The organism is Paraburkholderia kirstenboschensis, assembly GCF_032806925.1.
GTDB classification, from domain to species: domain Bacteria; phylum Pseudomonadota; class Gammaproteobacteria; order Burkholderiales; family Burkholderiaceae; genus Paraburkholderia; species Paraburkholderia kirstenboschensis.
Genome location: NZ_CP136512.1, coordinates 2,261,021 through 2,283,612, shown reverse-complemented (window position 1 = coordinate 2,283,612; position 22,592 = coordinate 2,261,021). Strand labels below are relative to the sequence as shown.

Below are 22,592 nucleotides of genomic sequence, written 5' to 3'. Positions count from 1 at the left end.
TGCACTGTGCAGCGTTCGGGCGGTGACGCCCAACGCCTTGCTACAGCACCCCGTCGTTGTTATCAATGCAATGCGTACACTGCGATCAGCGCAAGGACCACCACCACACCGAGCGCCCATGTCCAGTTTTTTGCGCCCGCGACAGACGCGGCAGGTGCGGCTCCTTGGGTGGCCGCGCGAGTGTCGCTCGACGTTGTGGCCGCGTTCGGTTCCGCATCTTGGGCTAGCGGCGCGGCGCTGGTCGCCGCTGCGGGCTGCGGTCCGACGACAGCAACCGTGAAGCGCCCGAAGAAGTCTTCCGCCATTTTCCGCGCGACGCCGTCGATCAACCTCGCGCCCACCTGCGCGAGACGTCCGCCCACCTGCGCATGCGACCGGTACACGAGCCGGGTCCCGCCGCTATCGGTGAGCAGGTCGACGTGCGCACCGCCCTTGCCGAATCCGGCCGCGCCGCCCGATCCTTCGAAGGTCATCGAATACGACTGCGGCGGCTGCAAATCGGTGAGCACCATCTTGCCCTTGAAGCGTGCTTTGATCGGGCCGACCGACGCGGCCATCACCATCTGAAACTGATTGTCGTCGACGCGTTCGAACGACTCGCAACCGGGTACCGAGGCCTTGAGGATTTCGGGGTCGTTCAATGCTGCCCACACGCGTTCGCGCGGCAGCGGCAGAATCTGTTCGCCTGTCAGTTCCATGTGCAAATCTCCTTCGCCAGCCTTCACCGTTGCACTCGACTGCGCCCGGTCATGAACGGCGGCTTGCATGATGTTTATCGGGCTGCCACGTCGCATTGCATCGCAAGCGCGTCAGCCGAGAATGTGTTCCCATTTCGCACGCGTTTTATCCTGCAGTTCCTTGCTCGCCTCGGCGACCTGCGGAAACTCCGCGAGGAAATCGAACGGACGGCACGCGTCGATAATGGCCTTCGAGTTGAACGGCGCCTTGTACGGATTCGCGATGGACATAGGGTCGTTCTTCGAACCCATGCCGCGCTTGACAATGTCGATATCGATGTCCGGGTCTGTACGCGTCGCGACCGCCCACATGACTTCTTGCAGATTGGCGGGATCGATGTCGTCGTCGACCACGATCGAATAGCGCGACATGTAGGCACCCACGCCGCACTGGCTGAGAATATGTGCAGCCTGCCGCGCGTGACCCGCATAGCGCTGGCGGATCGACACGACATTGAACATGCGCGCGCCGCCGATCTCGTGTGCCCACACGCCGGCAACATCCGGCACGCCGGCTGCCTGCAGCGCATCGACGAGGAGCGCCGAGCGCATCACGGCCTTCGAATACGAGTAGTCGTTTGGCGGCTTTGCCGGCGGGCTGCCCATGATGATGGGGTTGTTGCGGTAGTAGATTCGCTCGATCGTCACGACCGGCGCCGTCTCCGCCTTGCCCGGGTAATAGCCGTGGAATTCGCCGAACGGTCCTTCGATCCTCACATCGCCCGGATGCGCATAGCCTTCGATCACGATCTCCGACGCGCCCGGAAACGGCAGTCCGGTCAATTGTCCCTTCACCACTGACACAGGCTTCTTCAGGATCGCGCCGATGTAGTTGTACTCGCACATGCCGAACGGCACTTCGATACCTGAGATCAGATAGCCGAGCGGATCGCAGCCGATCACGATCGCGACCGGAAACGGCTTGCCCGCTTTCATGTGTTTGTCGTACTGGATCGCGCCGTGCTTGCCCGGAATCATGTCGAGGCCAACGTGGTTGCGATCGTGGATCATCACGCGGTAAGTGCCGACATTGATCCAGTCGGAGTCGAGGTCCTTCGTCACCACCATGCAGCCGGTGCCGATATATCGACCGCCATCCTTTTCGTGCCACAGCGGTGCGGGAAACGAGAAAAGATCGACGTCCTCGCCGGACTGCAAGTTATCGAACACAGGGCCGCTCGCAGCGGGCACGGGATCATATTCGGGCGCGTGCGCCTGCCATTGCTTCGGCCTGCCACGCAGTGTTTCGACGAGCGCGCGATGCGTTGCCTGATGCCCCACGCGCAGGATCGACGACAGTCGCGCGGGGCTCGCGGTGCTGCACGTCAACACGCGATGCCCCTTCGGATAGCCCGGGATATCGTCGAAGAGCAGCGCCGAGGGCCGCTCCTTCTTCACGTTCAGCTCGCTGATCGCGCCGAGTTCCAGATTCCAGTCTGCGCCCGATACATCGGTCAATTCGCCGAGCGCACGCGCCTCGTCGAGCCATGCTCGAAGATCGAGCGGATGGGAAGTCGAACTCTCTGTCACGTCGTGTATCTCCGATAGTTTCTTAATTCTTTGCTCGTGTTCGCACTGGTATGCCGGGCTGTGCGTCGTCGTCGCGCGCTACCCGCGTACTCGTTGATCGCCACATTGAGGCAACAGTGCACCGCGTGCAAGCGACCATCGTTCATGACAGGGATGAGAACGATTCATGAGACCGCCCAGATGCGGACGTCATGACGCGAACGCACGATGCACACCCGGCATGTCAATCGAGTTCGCCAGGCGTGGCACCAGACGGCTCACGCCGGCCATAACCGCCCGCATACTTGAAAGTGCCCTGCGCGGTGGCGATCAGCGTCTTCGAATCGATCCACGCCTCGCCGCGCGCGAAATACACCGACCTGCCCTTACGCTCGAGAAAGCCCTTGCCGATCAGCGTGTCGCCCACTCCCTTGTCGAGGAAGTTCAGCGTCAACGACAACGTCACCGCGTGTATCGGCCGCTGCGGATCGGCGCTATAAAGGCCTGCGTAGCCGCACTCCGCGTCGAGCAACGTCGCTACCACTCCGCCTTGCAGCACCCGCTGCCGGTTCAGCAATCCGGGCTGCAAGTGCAGGCGGAACTCCGCATAGCCATCGCGCCACGCCGTGCGCGACATGCCGAGGCTGGCGAGAAACGGATTTTCCAGCACATCGATATCCACTGTTGTTCTCTCCCTTGCGCGCGTGAGCGGGCCGTACTGCCCCGCACTTTCCGTGATTCACGCACGGCCCGGCTTATTCGCGTTCCGGGTTTGTAACGATTGATTAATGTCCGCCGATAGACGACGCTTCGCTCGACTGGACCAAGAGTGCATGAGCGCTTTCGACGCGCGCAAACTAACTTTTCTCATGCCGGCATGAAAAAGTTTCATTTCCTCGGGGTCCGTAACCAGCCGATCATCCAAGCATTCGTGCAGCTTTCCGCCTGGGCCGCCGACAAGTACCCCGCGCGCCTGTGCCAGGCGCCGCACGCGCCGATGAGAACCGCTACGACCACTACCAGGCGTCCTTGCATTGCGCTGACATCAGATGAGACCCTACATTCCCTCGCTTCAAAGCCTGCTCGCATTCGAAGCCGCCTCGCGGCATCTGAGCTTCACCCGCGCGGCACAAGAACTCGAGTTGACGCAAACGGCCATCAGCCACCAGATCAAGACACTGGAAGACCGGCTCGAGGTGAAGCTCTTCGTGCGCCGTCGCAACGTGCTCACGCTGACCCCGGCCGCGCGCGAGTACCTGGATTCCGTGCACGAGGCGATCAATCTGCTGTCCATCGCCACTGCGCATGCACGCAAGAAAAAACCGAGTACCGTGCTCACGGTGACTTGCCTGCCCACTTACGCGGTCAAATGCCTGATTCCCGCGCTGCCGGAATTCCAGCGCGCGCACCCTGACATCACGGTGCATCTTGCAACCAGTTCGACATTCAACGAGTTTGACCGCAACAGTTACGACGTCGCGATCCGTTATGGCTCGGGGCGCTGGGCGTCCGCGCGCTCTGACCGGCTGCATGGCGAGGAATTCTTCCCCGTGTGCTCGCCCGCGGTGCTCGCGGAAGCCGGCAGGTTCGAATCGGTAGGAGAAGCGCTTTCGCGCATGCGGCAGATACGCACGTACTTTTATTCGATGTATCAGGACGACTGGCCTGCATGGCTCGAAGCTGCCGTACACGAGCCCGTCGAGTTCGCCGGCGAGTCCGTTTTCCATCTGCAGCTCACGTCGCTCGCGGCGGCTGTCGACGGGGTTGGCATTGCGATCGGCCGCACGCCTCTCGTGAACGGCGATCTGGCGAGCGGCAGACTCGTTGCGCCGTTCGACGTGCGCGTGCCGTCGAACTCCGCGTATTTCGTTTCGTCGCCTATCGACAAGGCACGCACGAAAAAAGTCGAAGCGTTTCGCGAGTGGGCGCTCGCGCGGCTCGGCGAAGACCTGAATCTGAATCGCCACAGCGACGCGGCGCAATTCGAGGTGGCCTCGCCTTCCGTGCCCGAGCCCTGCTGAGTTCATGTCCAGCACTCATCAGCCCACCAACGATCCGCCTTTTCGCAGCGTCGCTGCCCTGCTCGACCAGCACCGCAGGGCAACGCCTGATAAACCCGCAATCGTCGATGTGGAACAGCGGGTGAGCATGAGCTTCGAAGAACTGGCGCACGCGGTCGACGCGATCGCCAGGCAGTTCGCGCGGCGCGGCGTGACCCGACGCACACGTGTCGTGATCGCCGACTGCGATGCGCCCGACAAGCTGCTGCTGTGGCTCGGCGCGTGGCGGCTCGGTGCGATCGTGTGTCCGCTCGACGTGCCTTTCGTCGGCAAAGAGATCGCGCGCACGCTACTCGACACGATCCGGCCAACGCTGATAGTGTTCTCCGCCGATTCTGCCGACACCTCCGTCGCGGGACCGAACGTGCGGGTCGTGCGCTTCGTTTCGTGGGCCTGCGCCGCTCACGAGCACGCCGACGTTGGCGGCGACACGATCTCATTGCAGGACAAAACGCACGACGCCGCGCCGCTACCCGAGGGCGAAACCCTGTGCACGCCCGACGACGTTGCGTCGATGTGCTGCACCTCCGGCACGACGGGCATTCCGAAGATCGTCGTCTACGACCACAGGTCATATTGGCTCAACGGCCTCGACAGCATCCACCTGCTCGGTTCGAGCCGCGACGACCGCATGCTCGAGTATCGTTCGTTCGACTGGTATTCGGCGCAAATACTCAGTTTCATTCCGTTCCTGCAACTCGGTTCGACGCTGTGCGTCGCGCGCCGCTTCTCGCGCAGCCAGTTCGGCGAATGGATTCGCGAGCAGCGCATCACCGTGTGCGCAGGCGTGCCGACTGTTCTGAACATGCTGCTGGAAGCACCGCTCGATGTGAGCGCCGACACCTTCGCGTCGCTGCGCGCGATGACATGCAGCACCGCGCCGCTATCGCCTGTTCAATGGATGCGTTTCGAAAAACTGTATGGCATCCGTATCCTGAACCTGTATGGATCGTCGGAAGCGGGACGGATGTGCGGCAACCGGCTGCAACATCGCAAGCTCGGAACGGTCGGTTATCCGGCGCCGCATATCCACTTCGATATCGTCGACGCGAACGGCATGCCGTGCGCTGCGGACGTCGAAGGACAGGTCGTCGTGGATGGTGAAAAGCTCGCACTGGGCGTGCTGCAGCGGGACGACTCGCTGCTGCCGATTCGCGGCGCGCCGCTCTTCACGCGCGACATCGCTTCACGCGACAGCGACGGCTTCGTGCGCATGGCAGCCCGCATGGACGACCTCATCATTCGAGGCGGCGTGAAAATCGTGCCGCAGGAAATCGAAGACGTGATGCGCACGCATGAGCATGTGCAGGACGTCGCGGCGCTCGGCGTGCCCGACCCGGTGTACGGGCAGGAGACAGTCTGTTTCGTGGTCCTGCAGCCGGGCATGGTGTCCAACCTGGACGCATTGCGCGTGCACTGCCGCCGGCAACTGCCGCGCGAAAAAATGCCGAAGGACATCTATCCGGTTCCAGCACTGCCGCGCAGCGCGCGCGGCAAGATTCTGCGCGACGTGCTGCGTCAGCAGTGGTGGGGAATCGTCAACGCGCGGCGGGATGTGTCGGAGCCGGAGCAGGAGTAGAGACGCGCGCCTATTGGGCGCGATAGGGGACCATCTGCAACTCGACGAGGAAGCCGTGGTGCAACTCAGGCACCGGCACAACTGCGCGCGAGGGCTTATGCGTGCCGAAATGCTCCGCGTAGAGCCGGTTGAACTCCGGCCAGTTCTTCACGTCGACGATATATGCGGTGCACTGCACGACGTCAGTCAGCGCGCAGCCTGCTTGGTCCAACACCCGTTCGCAATGGGCGAGCGTCGCGCGCACCTGGCGTTCGAAGTTGTCCGGGCCCTCGGTGGCCACGCCCGGGCCCGGCAGCATGCCGGACACGAACGTGAAGGCGCCCGCCTGCACGGCCTGCGAATAGTGTCCGCCGGGAGCCGGCACCTTGTCGGTAAAGATGAAATTCATGGTTCAGATCTCTTCAGGTAAAGGTTGGCCGCGCGTTTCCGGTAGCCACGGCGCAAGCGCAAGGCCCACCAGATAGATGAAACCGACCGTGACCGCCGCATGACCGTAGCCGCCGAAGCGGGTGATCAGCGTGCCGGCGACGAGCGGCCCCGTCCATGCAAGAAAGCGCGGAACGTTGAAGCACAGCGCGATGGCGGTGCCGCGCACGCGCGTCGGATAAAGCTCGGGCAGCCATGTCGGCATCCACGTATATTGCCCCAGGCTGAAAAAACCGGCCACGCAGGCCACCGCGAGCAGCAGGCCGACATTGTGCGTCCACATGAAGAGCACCGGCGTCAGCACGAACGCCATCGCGAAGAAAAGACACGTGATGCGCTTGCGGCCATACGCGTCGGCGAGAAAACCCAGACCGATATAGCCGCTGATCGCGCCGACGTTATACGCCATGCCCGCGAAGCTCGCCCAGGAGGCCGCGTGAAGTCCCGCATGCGCGGCGACCGAGCCGATGTAGGGCGGCACCCATGTGGAGATGCCCCACCAGCCGAGCGTCGTGCTGAGCGACATCAGCACAGCGATCCACGTGCGGCGGCGCAGTTTCGGATCAGCCAGCAGATCGACGAGGGTAAAGCGTGCAAGCGCCTGTTCGCGCTCGTCGAGCGCCGCCCCTGACTTCCTGCGCGCGAGCGTCGCCTTACGCTGTTTGTTCACGCGCTGCCATTGCTCCGACTCGGGAATGCCCGCGCGCATCCACAACGTCGCGAGGCCCGGCAGCACGCCGATCAGATACATGTAGCGCCACGCATGCTCTCCTGCGCCACTCATGAAAAGCCATATCAGCGAAGCGACGAAAAAGCCCGTACCGAGCCCGCATTGCATGAGCCCCGCACCCTTGCCGCGATGCCGGTCGGGCCAGATCTCGGCGGTCATTGCCGTGCCCGTCGCCCACTCGGAACCCATCGCCAGACCGACGACAAAGCGCAGCGCCGCGAACGAAGCCCAGTTCCATGAAAGCGCGCTCAAGCCCGTGGTCAGCGAATACGCGAGAATCGCGAACATCATCATCCGCTTGCGGCCTATATAGTCGGTCAGAATGCCGCCAATCAATCCGCCGATGCCCCAGCCGAGCAACGTCAACGCGATCACGAGCCCCGCGTAGAACGGAATCTGCGCGTGCTCGGACGGCGCGAGCAACTGGCCGAGTGCGCCGCCCACGGTGAGAACCAGTGCATAGGTTTCGTATCCGTCGAAGAACCAGCCGAGGTTGGACGCAATAAGCGCGCTCCACTGCTGCCGGTTGATCGAGCGATACCATACTGTTTCCGTTGCGGCGTCTGCGGCGACGCGAGCGTCCGCACGCAAGCCGCGTGTGCCGCCGCCGGGTCCCTCCTCCAGAGGTTGCTGCATCGCCTGTCTCCTCGCTGTCATGGCGTGCGCCATGCCGTCTGTTGTTATGCGGACGCGCGTTACTGCGCGTTGCCGTGCGTTACTGCGTAAGCGCCTCGTTGTTCGCGCTTTACGCTACGCGGGAACGCCAGGCGTTGCCGACTTACGCATTTGCGCGGCGAGCTTCACCGCCTCGATGATCTCCGGATAGGCGGCGCAGCGGCATAAATTGCCCGACAGGAAATGCCGGATCTCCGCTTCGCTCGGATCGGGATTGCGCTCGAGCAACTCGCGGCTCATCAGTATGAAGCCTGACGTGCAAAAGCCGCACTGAAACGCGCCGCACTCGATGAACGCCTGCTGCACCACGTCGAGTTCGCCGTCGGCTTCCAGGTTCTCTACGGTGCTGACCTCGCCGCCGTCGACCATCGCGGCGAGATAAAGACAGCCCGACACGCTTTCACCGTTGACGATCACGGTGCAGCACCCGCACAGCCCCTGACCGCAGCTTTCACGGGCGCCGTACAGCGCAAATTGCTGACGCAACACTTCGAGAATCGTGTGATGCGGCTCGACGTCGGCGCTGACGCGCTCACCGTTCAGCGTGAAATCAATCTTGATGGAAGTGGCGCTCATGATCATTCCTCGGATAGCGGTTCATTGCGCGCGGCGCACAGTGCGCGGTAGACACTCTCGGGCGTGAGCGGCAGCGACTTCAGACGCACGCCGACCGCGTCTTCGATGGCTTCCGCGATTGCCGACGCGACGCCGAACGTCGAACTCTCGCCAACGCCTTTCGCGCCAAACGGTCCGTTGTTCTGCACGGAGTCCACGGTCTCGCGCCCGATATTCGGCGGAATGTCGTGGATGCCCGGAATCTTGTACTCCGCGAACGACGCATTGCGTAGCTGCCCGACCTCGTCGAACTCCATGCGCTCGAAGAGCGTAATGCCGAGCTGCATGATGGCCGCGCCGGAAATCTGCGTATCGACTACTTTCGGATTGATCGGCGTGCCGCAATCGACCACATGCTCGAAGCGCAATAGCTTGAAGTGGCCCGTCTCCGTATCCACTTCGACTTCGACGCCGCAGCCGCCCACCATCCAGTTCGGCGTGATGTTGTCCGACTGCCCCGTCTCGTGTTCCGGCGACTTGTACGAAGGAATGAAGCTGCCGATACCCACGATGTTGCCCGCCTGCATGCCATACTTGCGCCGCAGCAGTTCACCCGCGCGGCTCGCGGGCGCGGCCGGCACGCCCAGTTCGTCGGCGAGTTCGGCGAGCTTGCGGTTCACGTCCTCGGCGGCGAGACGCACCGCGTGGCCCATGTGGAACGTCGAGCGCGAGCCGAGCGTCGCCATGTCGTAAGGCGTTATGTCGGTGTCCGGCCGCATCACCCGGATGCGTTCGGCGGGAATGCCCAGTACTTCGCCGGCCATCAATGCGATTGCGGTTTCCGACGCCTGCCCCATGTCCACCGTGCTCGAATAGACCGTGCAGCTGCCGTCGCCCGCGAGGCTCACCATTGCCATCGACGTCGTCGGCGCAACCAGCGCCTTGAAGCCGACGCCAATGCCTCGCCCACGCCTCAGTGCGCCTCTGCCGCGCTCGAACGGGGCAGCCCAGTTCAACCGCTCGGCAACCCGTTCGAGCACCAGGTCGATCGCCGCGTCATGCATCGGCGTGCCGGTTGCATGCGGACGCCCTTCGCGCAAGATGTTGCGGCGGCGGAATTCGAGCGGATCGATGCGCAGCGCGCGTGAAATCATGTCGGCATGGCTCTCGTATGCCCACACCATCTGCGGAATGCCAAAGCCGCGAAACGCGCCTGCGGGCGGCAGATTCGTGTACACCTGATACGAATCGATCCACACGTTCTCGATATCGTACGGGCCCGAAGCGGTGAAGCCCGACTTCTGCGTAACGCGCGGGCCTATATCCGCATATGCGCCGCCGTTCCACCACACCTCGCATTTGCGCGCCGTAATGCGGCCTTCTTCGTTCACGGCGCTTTTCATGCGGAACGTGGTCGCATGCTTGGTGATCGTGAAGAACTGCTCTTCCATGGTCAGCGAAATCTTCACGCTGCGCCGGGACAGCAACGCAAGCGCGACGACGAGCGCTTCCAGCTTGATATAGAGCTTCGCGCCGAAACCGCCGCCGAGCAATGCCGACTTCACGCGCACACGGTTTTCGTCCCAGCCGAGCAGACGCGCAATCTCGATACGCACGAAAGACGGGCTCTGCGAAGCCGTGTGCACGGTGAGCATTCCGCTGCCCAGATCCGGCTCGGCAAGCGACACCATCGGCTCGAGCGGCGTGTGCATGACCTGCTGGGTCGTGAACGTGTCGTCGAATACATGCGCGGCGGTCGCAAATGCCGCCTCCACGTCGCCACGACGCAACTGGAAGTCGAGCGCCACGTTCGTGCCCTTGCGCCCCGCCAGATGCTTCAGATCGGGGAACGTACCAGCCGGGCGCAAGAACTCGTGGACCAGAACATCCGATTGCGCGGCCTCCACTTCGTTGAACACGGCTGGCAATTCGTCGTACTCGGCCATGATCAGATGCGTCGCCTTTTCTGCAACGTGCGGGTCGGCGGCAAGCACGACGGCTACCGGCTCGCCGATATAGCGCACTTTGTCCAGCGCGAGGATCGGCTGATCGTGAAACGCGGGGCCATAGTACGGCTCGGGAATCATCTTACGGATATCTTCTCCGGTGTACACCGCGAACACGCCTTCCATTTCGCGGGCCGCGCTCGTGTCGATATTGACGATCTTGCCGTGCGCCACCGTGCTGCGAAAAATCTTGCCGTACAGCATGCGCGGCAGCACGAGGTTGTGAATGTACTCGGCGCGGCCCGTCACTTTCGAACGCGCTTCGAGGCGGTTCAATGCGCGGCCCACCTGCTTGCCGGCCGGCTGTTCTTCGAGCGTCTTGTCGATCTTCATTACGCGTGCCCCCCGAATTGAGCGGCGCGGCCACTCGCGGTGGCCAGCGCCGTGCGCACCGCGCGGCCCAGATAGACCTTCAGCAGTTGTTTCTTGTAGCTGGCAGACCCATGAGGATCGCCGACGATGTCGAGCTGCGCCGCGCCGGCCTCACCCGCTTCGCGCAGGATCGCGTTGTCGGGCAATGCGCCGCAAAGCAGCGCCTCGGCCTGCGTGAGCCGTGTCGGCCGATCGGTCGCGGCGCCGACGATCACGCTCGCGCGATCAATGCGCTCGCCCTGCATATCGAGCACCACCGCGACACCGAGCGCGGGCCAGTCGTGCGCCGCGCGTGTCGTCACCTTCATGTACGCAGCCGGCCGCCCTGCTTGCTGCGGCACGATCACTTCGGAAATCAGTTCATCGCGAGCGAGCACGGTCTCGTAGTAACCCGTGCACAAGTCCTCCATGGGCACCGTCCGTTCGCCGTGCGGACCCGCGATCGTCACGCGTGCGCCGAGCGACGTGAGCACCGGCGGCATGTCCATATGAGGATCGGCGTGACCGAGATTGCCGCCGATGGTCGCGACATTGCGCACGCGCACATTCGACAGCGTGCGCAATGTGCGGGCGATAAGCGGCCAGCCTTCCCTCACGAGCGGCGAATGTTCGAGTGTCGCAAGTCGCGTCAATCCGCCGATGCGCAACTCGCCGTTTTCGCCGGCACGAACCTGCGCATAATGCGGCTCGATGTCGCGCAAACTGACGAGGCGCGTTGGCCGTAGCACGCCGGCCTTCATCATCAGCATGACCGCTGTGCCGCCGCCCATCGGACGGATATCCGGGTCGTCCGGGTTCAGCAACGCGATCGCTTCTTTCAGCGACCGCGGCCTCGCGAGTTCGAACGGAATCATCTAAAGCACTCCTTGTTGCGCGTGTGTCTGCATGTCTCTGCGCGTTTGTCTATCGATCTAGCGGGCACAGCCTGCGCGATCGAGCAGCGCGTGAAGTTCGCGAGCGACGATGTCCGGCGTCTCCAGCGGCGTGAGGTGCCGCGCTTTCGGGATTTCCGTCAGCGTCGAACCGGCAATGCCAGCATGGAGCGCGCGCGCCATCGCGGGCGTCGCCGCATAGTCCTCTTCGCCGACGATCACACAGGTCGGCACCTTGACTGCCGCCATCAACGCGCGGCCCGAGAACTTGCAGTCCATGATCGATCACACGCTTGGACGCGTTCTCGATCTGTTCGATATCGACGCGGGCACGGTCAAGCGCTGGACCGGCGAAGGGAGTCAGAAGCTTGTCAGCGTGGCGAACGGTTGAACAGGGTGCCTGAAGGGGAATCTCTTCAAACCCCCACTCGCTGCTTCGCCCGCCCGCGGGCCGCGCCGCTGCGCGCCGGCGGCACAACCTCCGCGAGCAGTTCGTCATGCAGTCCACGCAAGACTTCAACGAACGCCGACGCGAGCCGCTCCCGCGGCCTGTGCGGCGGAAACAGCAGATAGGTCTGAAAGCGCGTAGCCGGCACGAACGGGCGAATGGCGATGTCCGGCCCCGCATAGTCGCGCGCGACGATTGGATGCGCGAGCGTCACGCCCATGCCGTGACGAACCATCTCGCAGCACATTGCCGTGTATTGCGCCTCGATTGCCAGCACGCGCTGCACGCCCGCGCGCAGAAACACTTCGTCCATCAACGCGCGCGTGCCGTCACCGTGACACAGCGAAATGAACGACTCGCCCTCCAGGTCCTCAGGCTTGATGCTGCGTTTCGCCGCGAGCCGATGTGCAGCGGGCATCACGCAAACGGCGGCCACGTCCGATAGCTGCTCGACCTCGCAATCGGATGCCTCGCTCACGTACACCGCCACGCCCAGGTCGCAAAACTGCGAAGCCGTCCAATGATTGACCGTGGCCGACGTGTTCACATGAAGCGACACGGTCACATCCGGAAATAGCTCGACGAAGCGTTTGATCGCATGCGGCACCAGCGTCATGCCAGCCGAAGGCATGGCCGCGATGCGCAAACGCCCGCTGCCGAGGTTGCGAATCTGCGCGGCCGCATTCGCCAACCCTTGCAAGCCGACGAAAGCGCGGTCGACCTCGCGAAAGAACGCCTCGCCCTCGCTCGTCGGAATCAGGCGCACGCCGCTGCGCTGAAAAAGTTGCAAGCCGGTATCGCGCTCCAGTTGCGCGATGAGGCGGCTCACATTCGGCTGCGACGTGAAGAGAGCCTTGGCGGCGGCGGTCATCGACCCCGACACCATCACCGCGCGAAACGCCTCGATGTGCTTGAGATTCATGCGTGTTTTCCCCAGGCTAATGCCTTCCAATCCATATCATCCATGCATAGATAGGTATTTTATTCGTATTGGACGACATGACCAGCCGGCGCGACACTGCTTTTCACCGACGGGCAGCGAAGCCCGCCCCCACACATCGGAACTGGAGATCGTCGTCATGAAAAGAGCGTTGCATCGCCGTCTGTCCGCCCCGTCCCACACCGCAATCGCGGCCGTTTCATTCGCCTTGAGCCTCGCCGCGCCGCTTCTCGCGCAAGCCGAGACCACACTCTATGTCGCCAACGTAGGCGGTTCGAACGAGCAGGTCTACCGGCAAAAAATCATTCCGCCGTTCGAAAAGGCGCATAACGTCAAGATCGTCTACGTCGCGGGAAATTCAAGCGATACGCTCGCCAAGCTCCAGGCGCAGAAAGGCCACCAACAGATCAACGTCGCGGTAATGGACGACGGCCCCATGTATCAGGCGATGCAACTGAACCTGTGCGCGAAACTCGACGACGCGCCCGTGATGCAGGACGTCTACCCGCTCGCGAGGCTCGGCCCCACTGCGATAGGCGTCGGCATGGTCGCAACCGGCATTGGCTACAACGAGGAAGCGTTCAAAAAGGCCGGCCTGCCGCCGCCCGATTCGTGGAAGTCGCTTACGGACAGCCGCATCAAAGGCAAGCTCGGCGTGCCGCCGATCACCAACACGTACGGCCTGCACACGCTCGTGATGCTCGCGCGTCTGTCCGGCGGCGGCGAGAAAAACATCGATCCGGGTTTTACCGCAATGACAAAACAGGTCGCGCCGAACGTGCTGTCCTGGGCGCCGACGCCCGGCGAGATGGACGGCCACATGCAATCCGGCGACGTGATCCTGGCGCCGTATGGCAGCGGCCGCGCGGTGGCACTGCAGAACACCGGCTTTCCGCTGAAGTTCATTTACCCGAAAGAAGGTGCGGTCGCGTTGCAGGTGGCCGCGTGCGTGGTCGCGGAAAACGCGCAGCCGCAGCTCTCGCAGCAGTTCGTGCAGTACCTGCTGACTCCGGAAGTGCAAACGTTGCAGGCGCAAGGCATCGGTCTCGGTCCGGTCAACAAGACGGTGAAGCTGACGCCCGAAATCGCTGCCCGCGTGCCCTACGGTCCCGATCAGATCTCGAAGCTGACCGCGATGGACTGGGCGACGATCAACCAGCATCGCACCGAATGGACGGAGCGCTGGAACCGTTCGGTCGAGCGCTGATCCGCGGCACCGGCAAGTCCCTCGCGCGGGGCGCGATCTGATGAAGGAGCAAGGCGTATGGCCTTCCTGACTCTGCAAGGCATTTCGAAACGCTACGGCGATTTCACCGCGATCGAGCACATCGATCTGGACGTCGAACGCGGCGAGCTGCTTGCGCTGCTCGGCCCGTCCGGCTGCGGCAAGACCACCACTCTGCAGATGGTCGCCGGTTTCGTCTCGCCGACCACCGGCCGCATTCTGCTCGATGGCCGCGACATCACGAACGAGCGTCCCGAGAAGCGCGGCATCGGCGTCGTGTTCCAGAGCTACGCGCTGTTTCCGCACATGACAGTTGCAGGCAACGTCGGCTTCGGGCTGGAGATGCGCAAGGTCAGGCGCAAGGAGCGCGAAGAGCGTGTTGCCGAAGCGCTGTCTCTCGTGCGCCTCAAGGGCCTCGGGCATCGCTATCCAAAGGAACTGTCGGGGGGCCAGCGGCAGCGCGTGGCGATTGCACGCGCCATTGCCATGGAACCCGAACTGCTGCTGCTCGACGAGCCGATGTCCAACCTCGACGCCAAGCTGCGCGAAGAGATGCACATCGAACTGCGCGCGATCCAGAAGCGCCTCGGCATCACGACGGTTCTGGTCACGCACGACCAGGTCGAGGCAATGACCATGAGCGATCGCATCGCCGTCATGCATCGCGGCGTCATTGCGCAACTGAGCACGCCCTACGACGCCTACGAGCGCCCCGCCACGCCGTTCGCGTCCACGTTTCTCGGTCGGACCAACGCATTCTCCGGCGAGGTGTTGCGCCGTAATCCACGTTGCGCGGAGGTCGCCGTCGCGGGCACGACACTGCATGTGCCGCACGAAGGCCGCCATGTGGACGGCGCAGTGCATGTGTATATCCGGCCGGAGAAAGTGCACCTTGCCAACGGCGATGCCCGGCTGCGCGGGCGCATCGCGACGCGTGTGTTCGTCGGCAATCAATGGCTGCTCGAGGTAGACACAGAACTCGGCAAGCTGCGCGTCGCGCAGCCGAACCACGGTGCGCCGCCGCCCGAGGAAGGCCATGAAGTCGGCCTCGCATGGACCGACGACGACCTGCGCGTGCTGACGCAAGACAGTCCGGAGGGCGCTCATGGCCACGCTTGACGACGACCGCCCCGGCGCTGCGCCGTGGTTGCTGTCGGGGCCGGCGCTGCTGCTCTTTGTCGGTCTCTTACTGGTGCCGCTGCTGCTCACGCTGATGCTGTCGTTCCGCGTGTTCAGCGATACGGCCGGCGTCACGGCTGCCTATACGCTCACTAACTACTGGGCGGTAGTCAGCGACCCGTATTACGGCACGATCTTCCTGCGCACCGCAGGTCTGGCCTTCGCCGTCACGCTGCTGTCCATCGTGCTCGGCGTGCCCGAGACCATCGTGCTCGCGCGGATGAGGCGTCCGTGGCAGTCGCTGTGTCTGCTGGTGGTGCTGGGGCCCCTGCTTATTTCGGTGGTGGTGCGCACGCTCGGCTGGCAGATTCTGCTCGGCAACAACGGTGTGCTCAACAATGTGCTCCAGTCGCTGCATGTCACCAACGAACCCATCCGTCTGGTATTCACGATGACGGGCATGATCATCGCGCTCACCCACGTGCTGGTGCCCTTCATGGTGATGTCGGTCTGGGCGACCATGCAGAAGCTCGATCCGCAAGTGGAATGGGCCGGCCGCTCGCTCGGCGGCTCGCCGTTCGCAGTGTTTCGCCGCGTGGTGCTGCCGCAGATCATGCCGGGCGTGCTGTCGGGCTCGATCATCGTGTTCGCACTGTCGGCGTCCGCTTTCGCCACGCCCGCGCTGATCGGCGGACGACGCCTGAAGGTGGTCGCCACCGCCGCCTACGACGAATTCCTCGGCACGCTCAACTGGCCGCTCGGCGCGAGCATCGCCGTGCTGCTGCTGATCGCCAACGTGGCGATCGTGATGGGCTGCAGCCGACTCGCCGAACGCCGTTTCCGGCACATCTTCGATTGAGCGAAGGAGATCGATCATGAAACAGAACGGCATTCTCGGGCTCGTCTACAACGCGTTTTTCCTGAGCTTCATCCTTGCGCCCCTCGTAGTGGTGATGCTCGTCGCTTTTACCGACAAGGGCTTTATCTCGATGCCTTTCGATGGCGCGTCGCTGCGCTGGTTTCGCGCGATCATCGAAAACGGCGACATTGTCTCGGCCTTCTGGCTGTCGGTGCGGCTTGCGTTCGCGGCAGCGACCATCGGCGTGCTGCTCGCGGTGCCCGCCGCGCTCGCCATTGCGCGCTATCGCTTTCCGGGCCGCGCCGCGCTCACGAGCTTCTTTCTCTCGCCGATGATGATTCCCGCCGTCGTGCTCGGCATCGCGTTTCTGCGCTTTCTGTCGCTGCTGCATCTGTCGGGCTCGTTCTGGTCGCTGGTGTGCGCGCATGTGGTCATCGTGCTGCCGTATGCGCTGCGTCTCGCGCTGTCGTCGGCAGTCGGGCTCGACCGCGATGCGCAACGCGCCGCGCTCTCCTGCGGCGCGAGCCGCTTCACCGCGTTTCGCCGCGTGGTTCTGCCGATGATCCGCACCGGCGTAGCCGGCGGCTGGGTCCTCTCATTCATCCAGAGCTTCGACGAACTGACGATGACCATCTTCGTCGCAACACCCGGCACGACCACGCTGCCCGTCGCCATGTACAACCAGATCGCGCAGACGATCGATCCGCTCGTCGCTTCGGTGTCGGCGGTGCTGATCGTGGGCACGGTCCTGCTGATGGTCCTGCTCGACCGCATGGTCGGACTCGACCGCATTCTGATCGGAGAAGCGCAATGACATTGACAAGCACCGCCGCGAGTCCCGATATGCTCGCGGACGTGGTAGTCGTAGGCGGCGGCCTCGTGGGTTCGGCCGTGGCCTACGGACTCGCCCGCGAAGGCGCGCGCGTAACCGTGCTCGACGAGGACGACGGCGGCTTTCGCGCGTCACGCGGCAATTTCGGCCTCGTCTGGATTCAGGGCAAGGGCTATGGCCTGTCTCCATACGCACGCTGGTCGCGCAGTTCGGCCACGCGCTGGCCGCAACTCGCGCAGGCGCTGCTGCAGGAGAGCGGCATAGACGTGGCGTTGAAGCAGCCGGGCGGCTTCCACTTCTGCTTCAACGACGACGAACTCGCCGAACGCGACAAGCGCCTCTCTACCCTGCAAGCCGAACTGGGCGATTACCCGTATCAGATGCTCGATGCCGCCGAAGTTCGCGCGCGCATTCCGCAAATCGGGCCCGCGGTAATCGGCGCGAGTTACACGCCGATGGACGGCCACGTGAATCCGCTCAAGCTGCTGCGCGCGCTGCATACCGCGATGCAGGCTCGCGGCGTGCGGCTCGTGTCGAGCGAGCGGGCGCAGCGCATCGAACCGCAAGCGCACGGCTTCGTCGTGCATGGGAAACGCGGGACCTATCGCGCTGCAAAGATCGTGCTTGCCGCGGGACTCGGCAACCGCGCGCTCGCGCCGTTCGTCGGGCTCGACGCGCCGGTCGCGCCCAATCGCGGTCAGGTGCTGGTGAGCGAGCGCGTTGCGCCGTTTCTCCACTATCCGACGCTCAACGTGCGCCAGACCGACGAGGGCAGTCTGCAGTTCGGCGATTCGATGGAAGAAGTCGGCTTCGACGATTTCACGACTACGCATGTGCTTGCCGACATCGCCCGGCGTGGCGTGCGTGCATTCCCGATGCTGCAACACGTGCGGCTTGTGCGCATGTGGGCCGCGTTGCGCGTCTACAGTCCCGACGGCTTTCCGATCTACGACCAGTCCGAGGCTCACCCCGGCGCGTTCGTCGTCACTTGCCATAGCGGCGTGACGCTGGCGGCCGCGCATGCGCTGCGGGTCGCGCCGTGGATCGTCGGCGCGCCGATGCCCGACGAACTGCCCACCTTCTCCGCGCGGCGCTTCGAGCACGCAAGAGAACTGACTCCCGCACACTGAATTCGACATGACTACTCAATCGACTCATACGCCGACTCACGCCCTTTTCAGGCCGCTGCCCAGCGCACAAGGTGCGGCCGCCACGCAGGTCGCAATCTGGTTCAACGATCAGCCGCTGACCGTGCCGGATGGCCGCTCCGTCGCGGCAGCACTGCTTGCCGCGGGCGTCTCGCGGTTTCGCGCGACGCCGGTTTCAGGCGCACCGCGCGCGCCTTTCTGCATGATGGGCGCGTGCTTCGAATGCCTCGTCGAGATCGACGGCGTGCCGAGCCGCCAGGCCTGCATGGTCGAGGTCAAGGCCGGCATGCGAATCCGCTCGCAGGAAGGCGCGCGCGATCTGCCGCCCGCGCACCTGACGGATGCATCTATGGAGAACGCCCATGGCCGCTGATTTCGTTTCCGAAGCCGTCGACGTCGTCGTGATCGGCGCCGGTCCCGCGGGCATGAGCGCGGCCACGCGCACGGCGCGCGCCGGGCTGAAGACCGTGCTGATCGACGAACAGGACGCCGTTGGCGGCCAGATCTATCGCGGCATCGGCCGCGCCGATGCGCGCCGCAAGGAGATCCTCGGACCCGACTACGCGGCGGGCGCGGCGATCGCCGATGCGTTCGCCGCCTCCGGCGCACGCCACCTGACCAATGCAACCGTGTGGCAAGTCACGCGCGAGCGCGGCGTCAATTATCTGAAAGACGGCAAGATCGGCAGCTTCGACGCACAGCGCGTGATCCTCGCGAGCGGCGCGCTCGAGCGGCCGTTTCCGATTCCCGGCTGGACGCTGCCCGGTGTGCTGACGGCGGGCGCGGCGCAGATCCTGCTGAAGAGCGCGGGCGAAGTGCCTGCCGCACCGCCGGTACTGGCGGGCTGCGGACCGCTCCTGTATCTGCTCGGCTGGCAATACGTTCGCGCCGGGGTGCCGATCCGCGCGCTCGTCGATACCACGCGCCATGAAGACCGCTGGCGCGCGAAGCGTCACATGCTTGCGGCGCTGCGCGCGTGGCCGTTCCTGAGCAAAGGCCTGCAACTGATCCGCACGCTGCGCGACGCGGGCGTGCCCATTTTCGAGGCGGCCGACGACTTGCGCGTGGAAGCGCGCGTCGGCGCCGATCATGTGGAACGCGCCGCGGCGCTTCACTTCACGACCCAGGGCAGCGCGCATCGTCTCGAAGCCGATGTGATTCTTCTGCATCAGGGCGTGGTGCCGAACACGCAATTCACGCAGGCGCTGCGAGCGTCGCACCGCTGGGACAACGAGCAACTTTGCTTCACCCCGAAAGTCGATGCGTGGGGCGAGCTGGACGTGCCCGGCATTTTCGTGGCCGGCGACGGCGCGGGCATCGGCGGCGCGCAGGCGGCGGCCTTGCAGGGCGCGCTCGCCGGCCTCGCGGTGGCCGCACAACTCGGCGCGATCACCGCCGCCGCACGCGACGCGCAAGCCGTCGAGCATCGCCGCGAACTCGCGGGCGTCATGCGTATCCGGCCGTTTCTCGACAGCCTGTACCGCCCTCGCGACATCAACCGCATTCCGCGAGACGAGACGATCGTGTGCCGTTGCGAGGAAGTCACCGCGGGCGAGTTGCGCAAGTTCGTCGAGTTGGGTTGCGTCGGGCCGAATCAGGCAAAGTCGTTCGGACGCTGCGGCATGGGTCCGTGCCAGGGGCGCATGTGCGGTCTGACGGTGACGGAGGTGATCGCCGATGCGCGCCGCGTCTCGCCCGCCGAAGTCGGCTACTACCGCATCCGTCCGCCGATCAAGCCGCTCACGCTCGGAGAACTGGCCGGTGAATGACACGACCGTCATCCAGGAAGCCGATGTGCTCGTGGTCGGCGGCGGCTTGCATGGCACGAGCAGCGCGCTTCATCTCGCGCGTCGCGGCGCGAAGGTGATCGTGCTCGAAGCCGATTACGTCGCGCGTCATTCGTCGGGCGTCAACGCGGGCGGCGTGCGCACGCTGGGCCGCCCGTTGCCCGAAATTCCGCTTGCGCTGATGTCGCGCGAAATCTGGCACGGCATGACCGATCTGCTCGGCGAGGATGGCGGCTTCGTGCCTTCAGGTCAGTTGAAAATCGCCGAGACCGATGACGAACTGCAAGCATGCCGCGAGCGCGTCGCGCTGCTCGAATCGCATGGATTCACGCACGAGAAAGTGATCGACCGCGACACCGTGCTGGAACTCGAACCGGCGCTCGCGCAGCACGTCACGGGCGGAATCTGGGTCGAGCGCGACGGCTATGCACTGCCGTTTCGAACCACCACGGCTTTCCGCCTCGCTGCCCAGCGCCTCGGCGCGCGCTTTCTGGAAGGCACGGCCGTGCACCGCATCGAACAACGCGGCACGCGCTGGTTCGCCATCACGCCGCGCGGCACCTTCAGCGCGGACAAGCTGCTCGTCACCGCGGGTGCGTGGTCGGGCGAGCTGGCGAAGCAGGTGGGCGAGCCCGTGCCAGTGCACCCGGAAGGTCTGATGCTGATGGTCACGCATCGTGTCGCGCCGTTCTGTCGCGCCACGCTCGGCGCAACCGGCCGGCCGCTGTCCTTCAAGCAGTTCGACAACGGTACCGTGGTGATCGGCGGAAAGCTGATCGGTCTGGCCGATCTGACGAGCCGTCACGGCGAAGTCGATTTCGTGCGGCTCGTGCGCAGCGCACGGACGGTGACCGACCTGTTTCCTCATCTGCGCAATCTCGGCGTGAACCGTGCGTGGGCCGGCGTCGAGGCCTTCACCGAAGACGAACTGCCGGTGATCTCCGCGAGCCGCAAGGCGTCGAATCTGTACTACTCGTTCGGCTATTGCGGCAGCGGCTTTCAGCTCGGACCCGGTTGCGGCAAGCTCGTGTCCGAACTGATGCTCGACGGCACGCCGTCCATTTCGCTGGATGCGTTCCGGATCGACCGGTTCGAGCGCAGCGCGTCGTCTTCCTCTGCGAGCGCCGCGCATCTCGTTACGCAATAAGCGGCTGTTTTTTTGCTCCGTCGCGCCTTCGATGAACGCGCGCGACGGCTTCGTTCGACCTCAACTAGAGACATTGTCATGACCGATATCGTTCGCATCGAAACCAATCAACGTATGAGCCGCGTCGTCAAGGCTGCCGGCCTCGTATTCATCGGCGGCCAGACTTCCGCCGATCAGACGCCGGACGTGAAAGTGCAGACCGCGAAGGTGCTGGAGAAGATCGACGGCTTCCTGGAGAAGGCCGGCATCGACAAGACGAGACTGGTTTCCGCCCAGGTATGGCTCGCGGATATTGCGCGCGACTTCGGCGGCATGAACGAGGTATGGGACGCGTGGGTCCCGCAAGGCTGCGCGCCCACGCGCGCGACAGTGCAAGCACAGCTTGCCGCGCCGGAATTGCTGGTGGAAATCGCCGTGGTGGCGCTCGGCTGAATCTGCTCGCGACGCGGCGCGTGAGCGCGACTGCCGCATCGTTCACGCGCTGGCGTCCCGATCCTGCCGGGGTTCTCCTGGAGCCGCCCCGGCGTTTGAGCCTGTCGCGCGCAAGACAGATCGTCCATGGCAATATGCGGTTGCTGGCCCGCTCTTCGAGCGAGGCGTGTATCAACGCAACAGGAAACTTGCCCATGGACGACGACGCCTGTGCCTTCAACGGCCTGCGCCCGCGCTTGCAGAAAATCGCTTATCGGATGCTCGGCTCGCTAGCGGAAGCCGAAGATATCGTGCAAGACGTCTGGCTGCGCTGGCATGCGGCCGCCCGCGAAAATATCGACAACGCGGAAGCATGGCTCGTCGCGGTCACAACCCGCGTGTCCATCGACCGTTTGCGCGCCGCTAAAACGCAGCGCGAACACTATACGGGCATCTGGTTGCCCGAACCGCAAATGACCGGCTCGCCCGCCACGCCCGAGGAGGCGGTCGAACGCAGCGACGACGTTTCCGTCGCGTTCCTGATGCTGCTGGAACGGCTGACGCCCGAAGCGCGCGCCGCCTTCCTGTTACGCGAAGTTTTCGATGCCGATTACGACGAAGTGGCCCGCGCAATCGGCAAGAGCGAGGCGGCCTGCCGCCAGCTCGTGAGCCGCGCCAAAGGGCAACTTCGCGATGAGCGTGCCCGTAATGCCGTGCCGCAGGAGACGCATCATCGTCTTCTGCGGATGTTCGCGCAGGCCGTCGAGCGCGGCGACTTCCCCGCGATCAACGCGTTGCTCGCCGAAGACGCCATGCTGATCGGCGACGGCGGCGGCAAAGTGCCGAGCGCGCCCCAGCCGATGCTCGGCGGCCGGAGAATCGCGCAACTGTTCTATGCGTCGTCGCGGCGCCATGGCAGCGAACTCAGCGTCAGGCTCGTGGTGCTCAACGGTCAGTGGGCGCTGCTGCGCTTTATCGAAGGCAAGCTCGAATCGGCACAATCGGTCGAAACGGACAATGAGCGTATTGTCCGCATCCTCGTGCAGCGCAATCCCGAGAAGCTCGCGCGCATTGCCGCGGCCTATTCGAACGGTTGAATCCCTATGCGACGCGCGGCGCCGGCACTGGCGCCGGCGCCGCAAAACCGCGGGCAAT

22 protein-coding genes and 1 pseudogene are annotated in these 22,592 nt (G+C 64.2%); 13 read left to right on the top strand and 10 right to left on the bottom strand.

Annotated elements, in window-relative coordinates:
* Positions 1-62 precede the first annotated feature (62 nt).
* The 3 genes from RW095_RS19075 to RW095_RS19065 all read right to left on the bottom strand — a co-directional run bounded on the left by RW095_RS19075 (position 63) and on the right by RW095_RS19065 (position 2,928).
* Positions 63-698, bottom strand: coding sequence for an SRPBCC family protein (locus RW095_RS19075; RefSeq protein ID WP_317017626.1), 636 nt, complete (start codon positions 696-698; stop codon positions 63-65).
* 111 nt (positions 699-809) lie between these two features.
* Complete coding sequence (locus tag RW095_RS19070; protein WP_317017624.1) at positions 810-2,267, bottom strand: UbiD family decarboxylase; 1,458 nt, start codon at positions 2,265-2,267, stop codon at positions 810-812.
* Between the two features lie 223 nt (positions 2,268-2,490).
* Positions 2,491-2,928, bottom strand: coding sequence for a PaaI family thioesterase (locus RW095_RS19065; protein ID WP_317017623.1), 438 nt, complete (start codon positions 2,926-2,928; stop codon positions 2,491-2,493).
* 367 nt (positions 2,929-3,295) lie between these two features.
* Here RW095_RS19065 and RW095_RS19060 point away from each other — a divergent pair, with 367 nt between their 5' ends.
* The gene (locus RW095_RS19060) at positions 3,296-4,267 is read left to right on the top strand and encodes a LysR substrate-binding domain-containing protein (RefSeq protein WP_317017621.1); all 972 of its coding nucleotides are present in this window, start codon (positions 3,296-3,298) and stop codon (positions 4,265-4,267) included.
* A 4-nt stretch (positions 4,268-4,271) separates the two neighbouring features.
* Positions 4,272-5,885 carry a class I adenylate-forming enzyme family protein gene (locus RW095_RS19055; RefSeq protein ID WP_317017619.1) on the top strand — a complete coding sequence of 538 codons (1,614 nt, stop codon included), beginning with the start codon at positions 4,272-4,274 and terminating at the stop codon, positions 5,883-5,885.
* 10 nt (positions 5,886-5,895) lie between these two features.
* Here RW095_RS19055 and RW095_RS19050 read toward each other — a convergent pair whose 3' ends face one another.
* The 6 genes from RW095_RS19050 to RW095_RS19025 form a co-directional block, all read right to left on the bottom strand.
* Entirely contained in the window at positions 5,896-6,273 is a 378-nt protein-coding gene (locus RW095_RS19050; protein ID WP_317017618.1) for a RidA family protein, read from the bottom strand.
* Positions 6,274-6,276: 3 nt separating this feature from the next.
* Positions 6,277-7,677: an MFS transporter gene (locus RW095_RS19045; protein ID WP_317017616.1), complete on the bottom strand. Its 1,401-nt coding sequence runs from the start codon at positions 7,675-7,677 to the stop codon at positions 6,277-6,279.
* 114 nt (positions 7,678-7,791) lie between these two features.
* The gene (locus RW095_RS19040) at positions 7,792-8,292 is read right to left on the bottom strand and encodes a (2Fe-2S)-binding protein (protein WP_317017615.1); all 501 of its coding nucleotides are present in this window, start codon (positions 8,290-8,292) and stop codon (positions 7,792-7,794) included.
* 2 nt (positions 8,293-8,294) lie between these two features.
* The gene (locus RW095_RS19035; RefSeq protein WP_317017613.1) at positions 8,295-10,610 is read right to left on the bottom strand and encodes a xanthine dehydrogenase family protein molybdopterin-binding subunit; all 2,316 of its coding nucleotides are present in this window, start codon (positions 10,608-10,610) and stop codon (positions 8,295-8,297) included.
* Entirely contained in the window at positions 10,610-11,503 is an 894-nt protein-coding gene (locus tag RW095_RS19030) for an FAD binding domain-containing protein (RefSeq protein ID WP_317017612.1), read from the bottom strand. Before RW095_RS19030 ends, RW095_RS19035 begins: the two co-directional genes overlap by 1 nt.
* A 57-nt stretch (positions 11,504-11,560) precedes the next feature.
* The gene (locus RW095_RS19025; RefSeq protein WP_317017610.1) at positions 11,561-11,800 is read right to left on the bottom strand and encodes an alpha/beta fold hydrolase; all 240 of its coding nucleotides are present in this window, start codon (positions 11,798-11,800) and stop codon (positions 11,561-11,563) included.
* On the opposite strand from RW095_RS19025, the pseudogene RW095_RS41500 reads away from it, so the two are divergent.
* Positions 11,766-11,912: pseudogene (locus RW095_RS41500) on the top strand (UbiX family flavin prenyltransferase); the annotation flags it as partial. The gene RW095_RS19025 and the pseudogene RW095_RS41500 sit on opposite strands and share 35 nt — an antisense overlap.
* Before the next feature lie 25 nt (positions 11,913-11,937).
* Here the strand turns inward: RW095_RS41500 and RW095_RS19020 are convergent.
* A complete protein-coding gene (locus RW095_RS19020; RefSeq protein WP_317017608.1) occupies positions 11,938-12,891 on the bottom strand; it encodes a LysR substrate-binding domain-containing protein in 954 nt (317 codons plus the stop codon).
* Positions 12,892-13,048: 157 nt separating this feature from the next.
* Between RW095_RS19020 and RW095_RS19015 the strand changes: the two genes are divergently transcribed.
* From RW095_RS19015 to RW095_RS18970, 10 genes are all read left to right on the top strand, one after another.
* Positions 13,049-14,116, top strand: coding sequence for an ABC transporter substrate-binding protein (locus tag RW095_RS19015; protein ID WP_201702383.1), 1,068 nt, complete (start codon positions 13,049-13,051; stop codon positions 14,114-14,116).
* A 57-nt stretch (positions 14,117-14,173) separates the two neighbouring features.
* Entirely contained in the window at positions 14,174-15,253 is a 1,080-nt protein-coding gene (locus RW095_RS19010) for an ABC transporter ATP-binding protein (RefSeq protein WP_317017606.1), read from the top strand.
* On the top strand, positions 15,240-16,112 hold the full coding sequence (locus RW095_RS19005; RefSeq protein WP_317017605.1) for an ABC transporter permease: 873 nt from the start codon (positions 15,240-15,242) through the stop codon (positions 16,110-16,112). Before RW095_RS19010 ends, RW095_RS19005 begins: the two co-directional genes overlap by 14 nt.
* A 16-nt stretch (positions 16,113-16,128) precedes the next feature.
* Complete coding sequence (locus tag RW095_RS19000; protein WP_020066286.1) at positions 16,129-16,926, top strand: ABC transporter permease; 798 nt, start codon at positions 16,129-16,131, stop codon at positions 16,924-16,926.
* Positions 16,923-18,074 (top strand): NAD(P)/FAD-dependent oxidoreductase, encoded by a 1,152-nt coding sequence (locus RW095_RS18995; RefSeq protein WP_317017602.1) that lies wholly within the window; start codon positions 16,923-16,925, stop codon positions 18,072-18,074. Before RW095_RS19000 ends, RW095_RS18995 begins: the two co-directional genes overlap by 4 nt.
* A gap of 7 nt (positions 18,075-18,081) precedes the next feature.
* Positions 18,082-18,465: a (2Fe-2S)-binding protein gene (locus tag RW095_RS18990; protein ID WP_317017601.1), complete on the top strand. Its 384-nt coding sequence runs from the start codon at positions 18,082-18,084 to the stop codon at positions 18,463-18,465.
* Entirely contained in the window at positions 18,455-19,861 is a 1,407-nt protein-coding gene (locus RW095_RS18985) for an FAD/NAD(P)-binding oxidoreductase (RefSeq protein WP_317017599.1), read from the top strand. Before RW095_RS18990 ends, RW095_RS18985 begins: the two co-directional genes overlap by 11 nt.
* Positions 19,854-21,026 carry an NAD(P)/FAD-dependent oxidoreductase gene (locus RW095_RS18980; RefSeq protein WP_317017597.1) on the top strand — a complete coding sequence of 391 codons (1,173 nt, stop codon included), beginning with the start codon at positions 19,854-19,856 and terminating at the stop codon, positions 21,024-21,026. The genes RW095_RS18985 and RW095_RS18980 overlap by 8 nt, the downstream gene beginning before the upstream one ends.
* Before the next feature lie 78 nt (positions 21,027-21,104).
* A complete protein-coding gene (locus RW095_RS18975) occupies positions 21,105-21,458 on the top strand; it encodes a RidA family protein (RefSeq protein ID WP_317017595.1) in 354 nt (117 codons plus the stop codon).
* 194 nt (positions 21,459-21,652) lie between these two features.
* Positions 21,653-22,534, top strand: a complete 882-nt coding sequence (locus tag RW095_RS18970; RefSeq protein WP_317017594.1) for an RNA polymerase sigma-70 factor — start codon at positions 21,653-21,655, stop codon at positions 22,532-22,534.
* Positions 22,535-22,592: the final 58 nt, after the last annotated feature.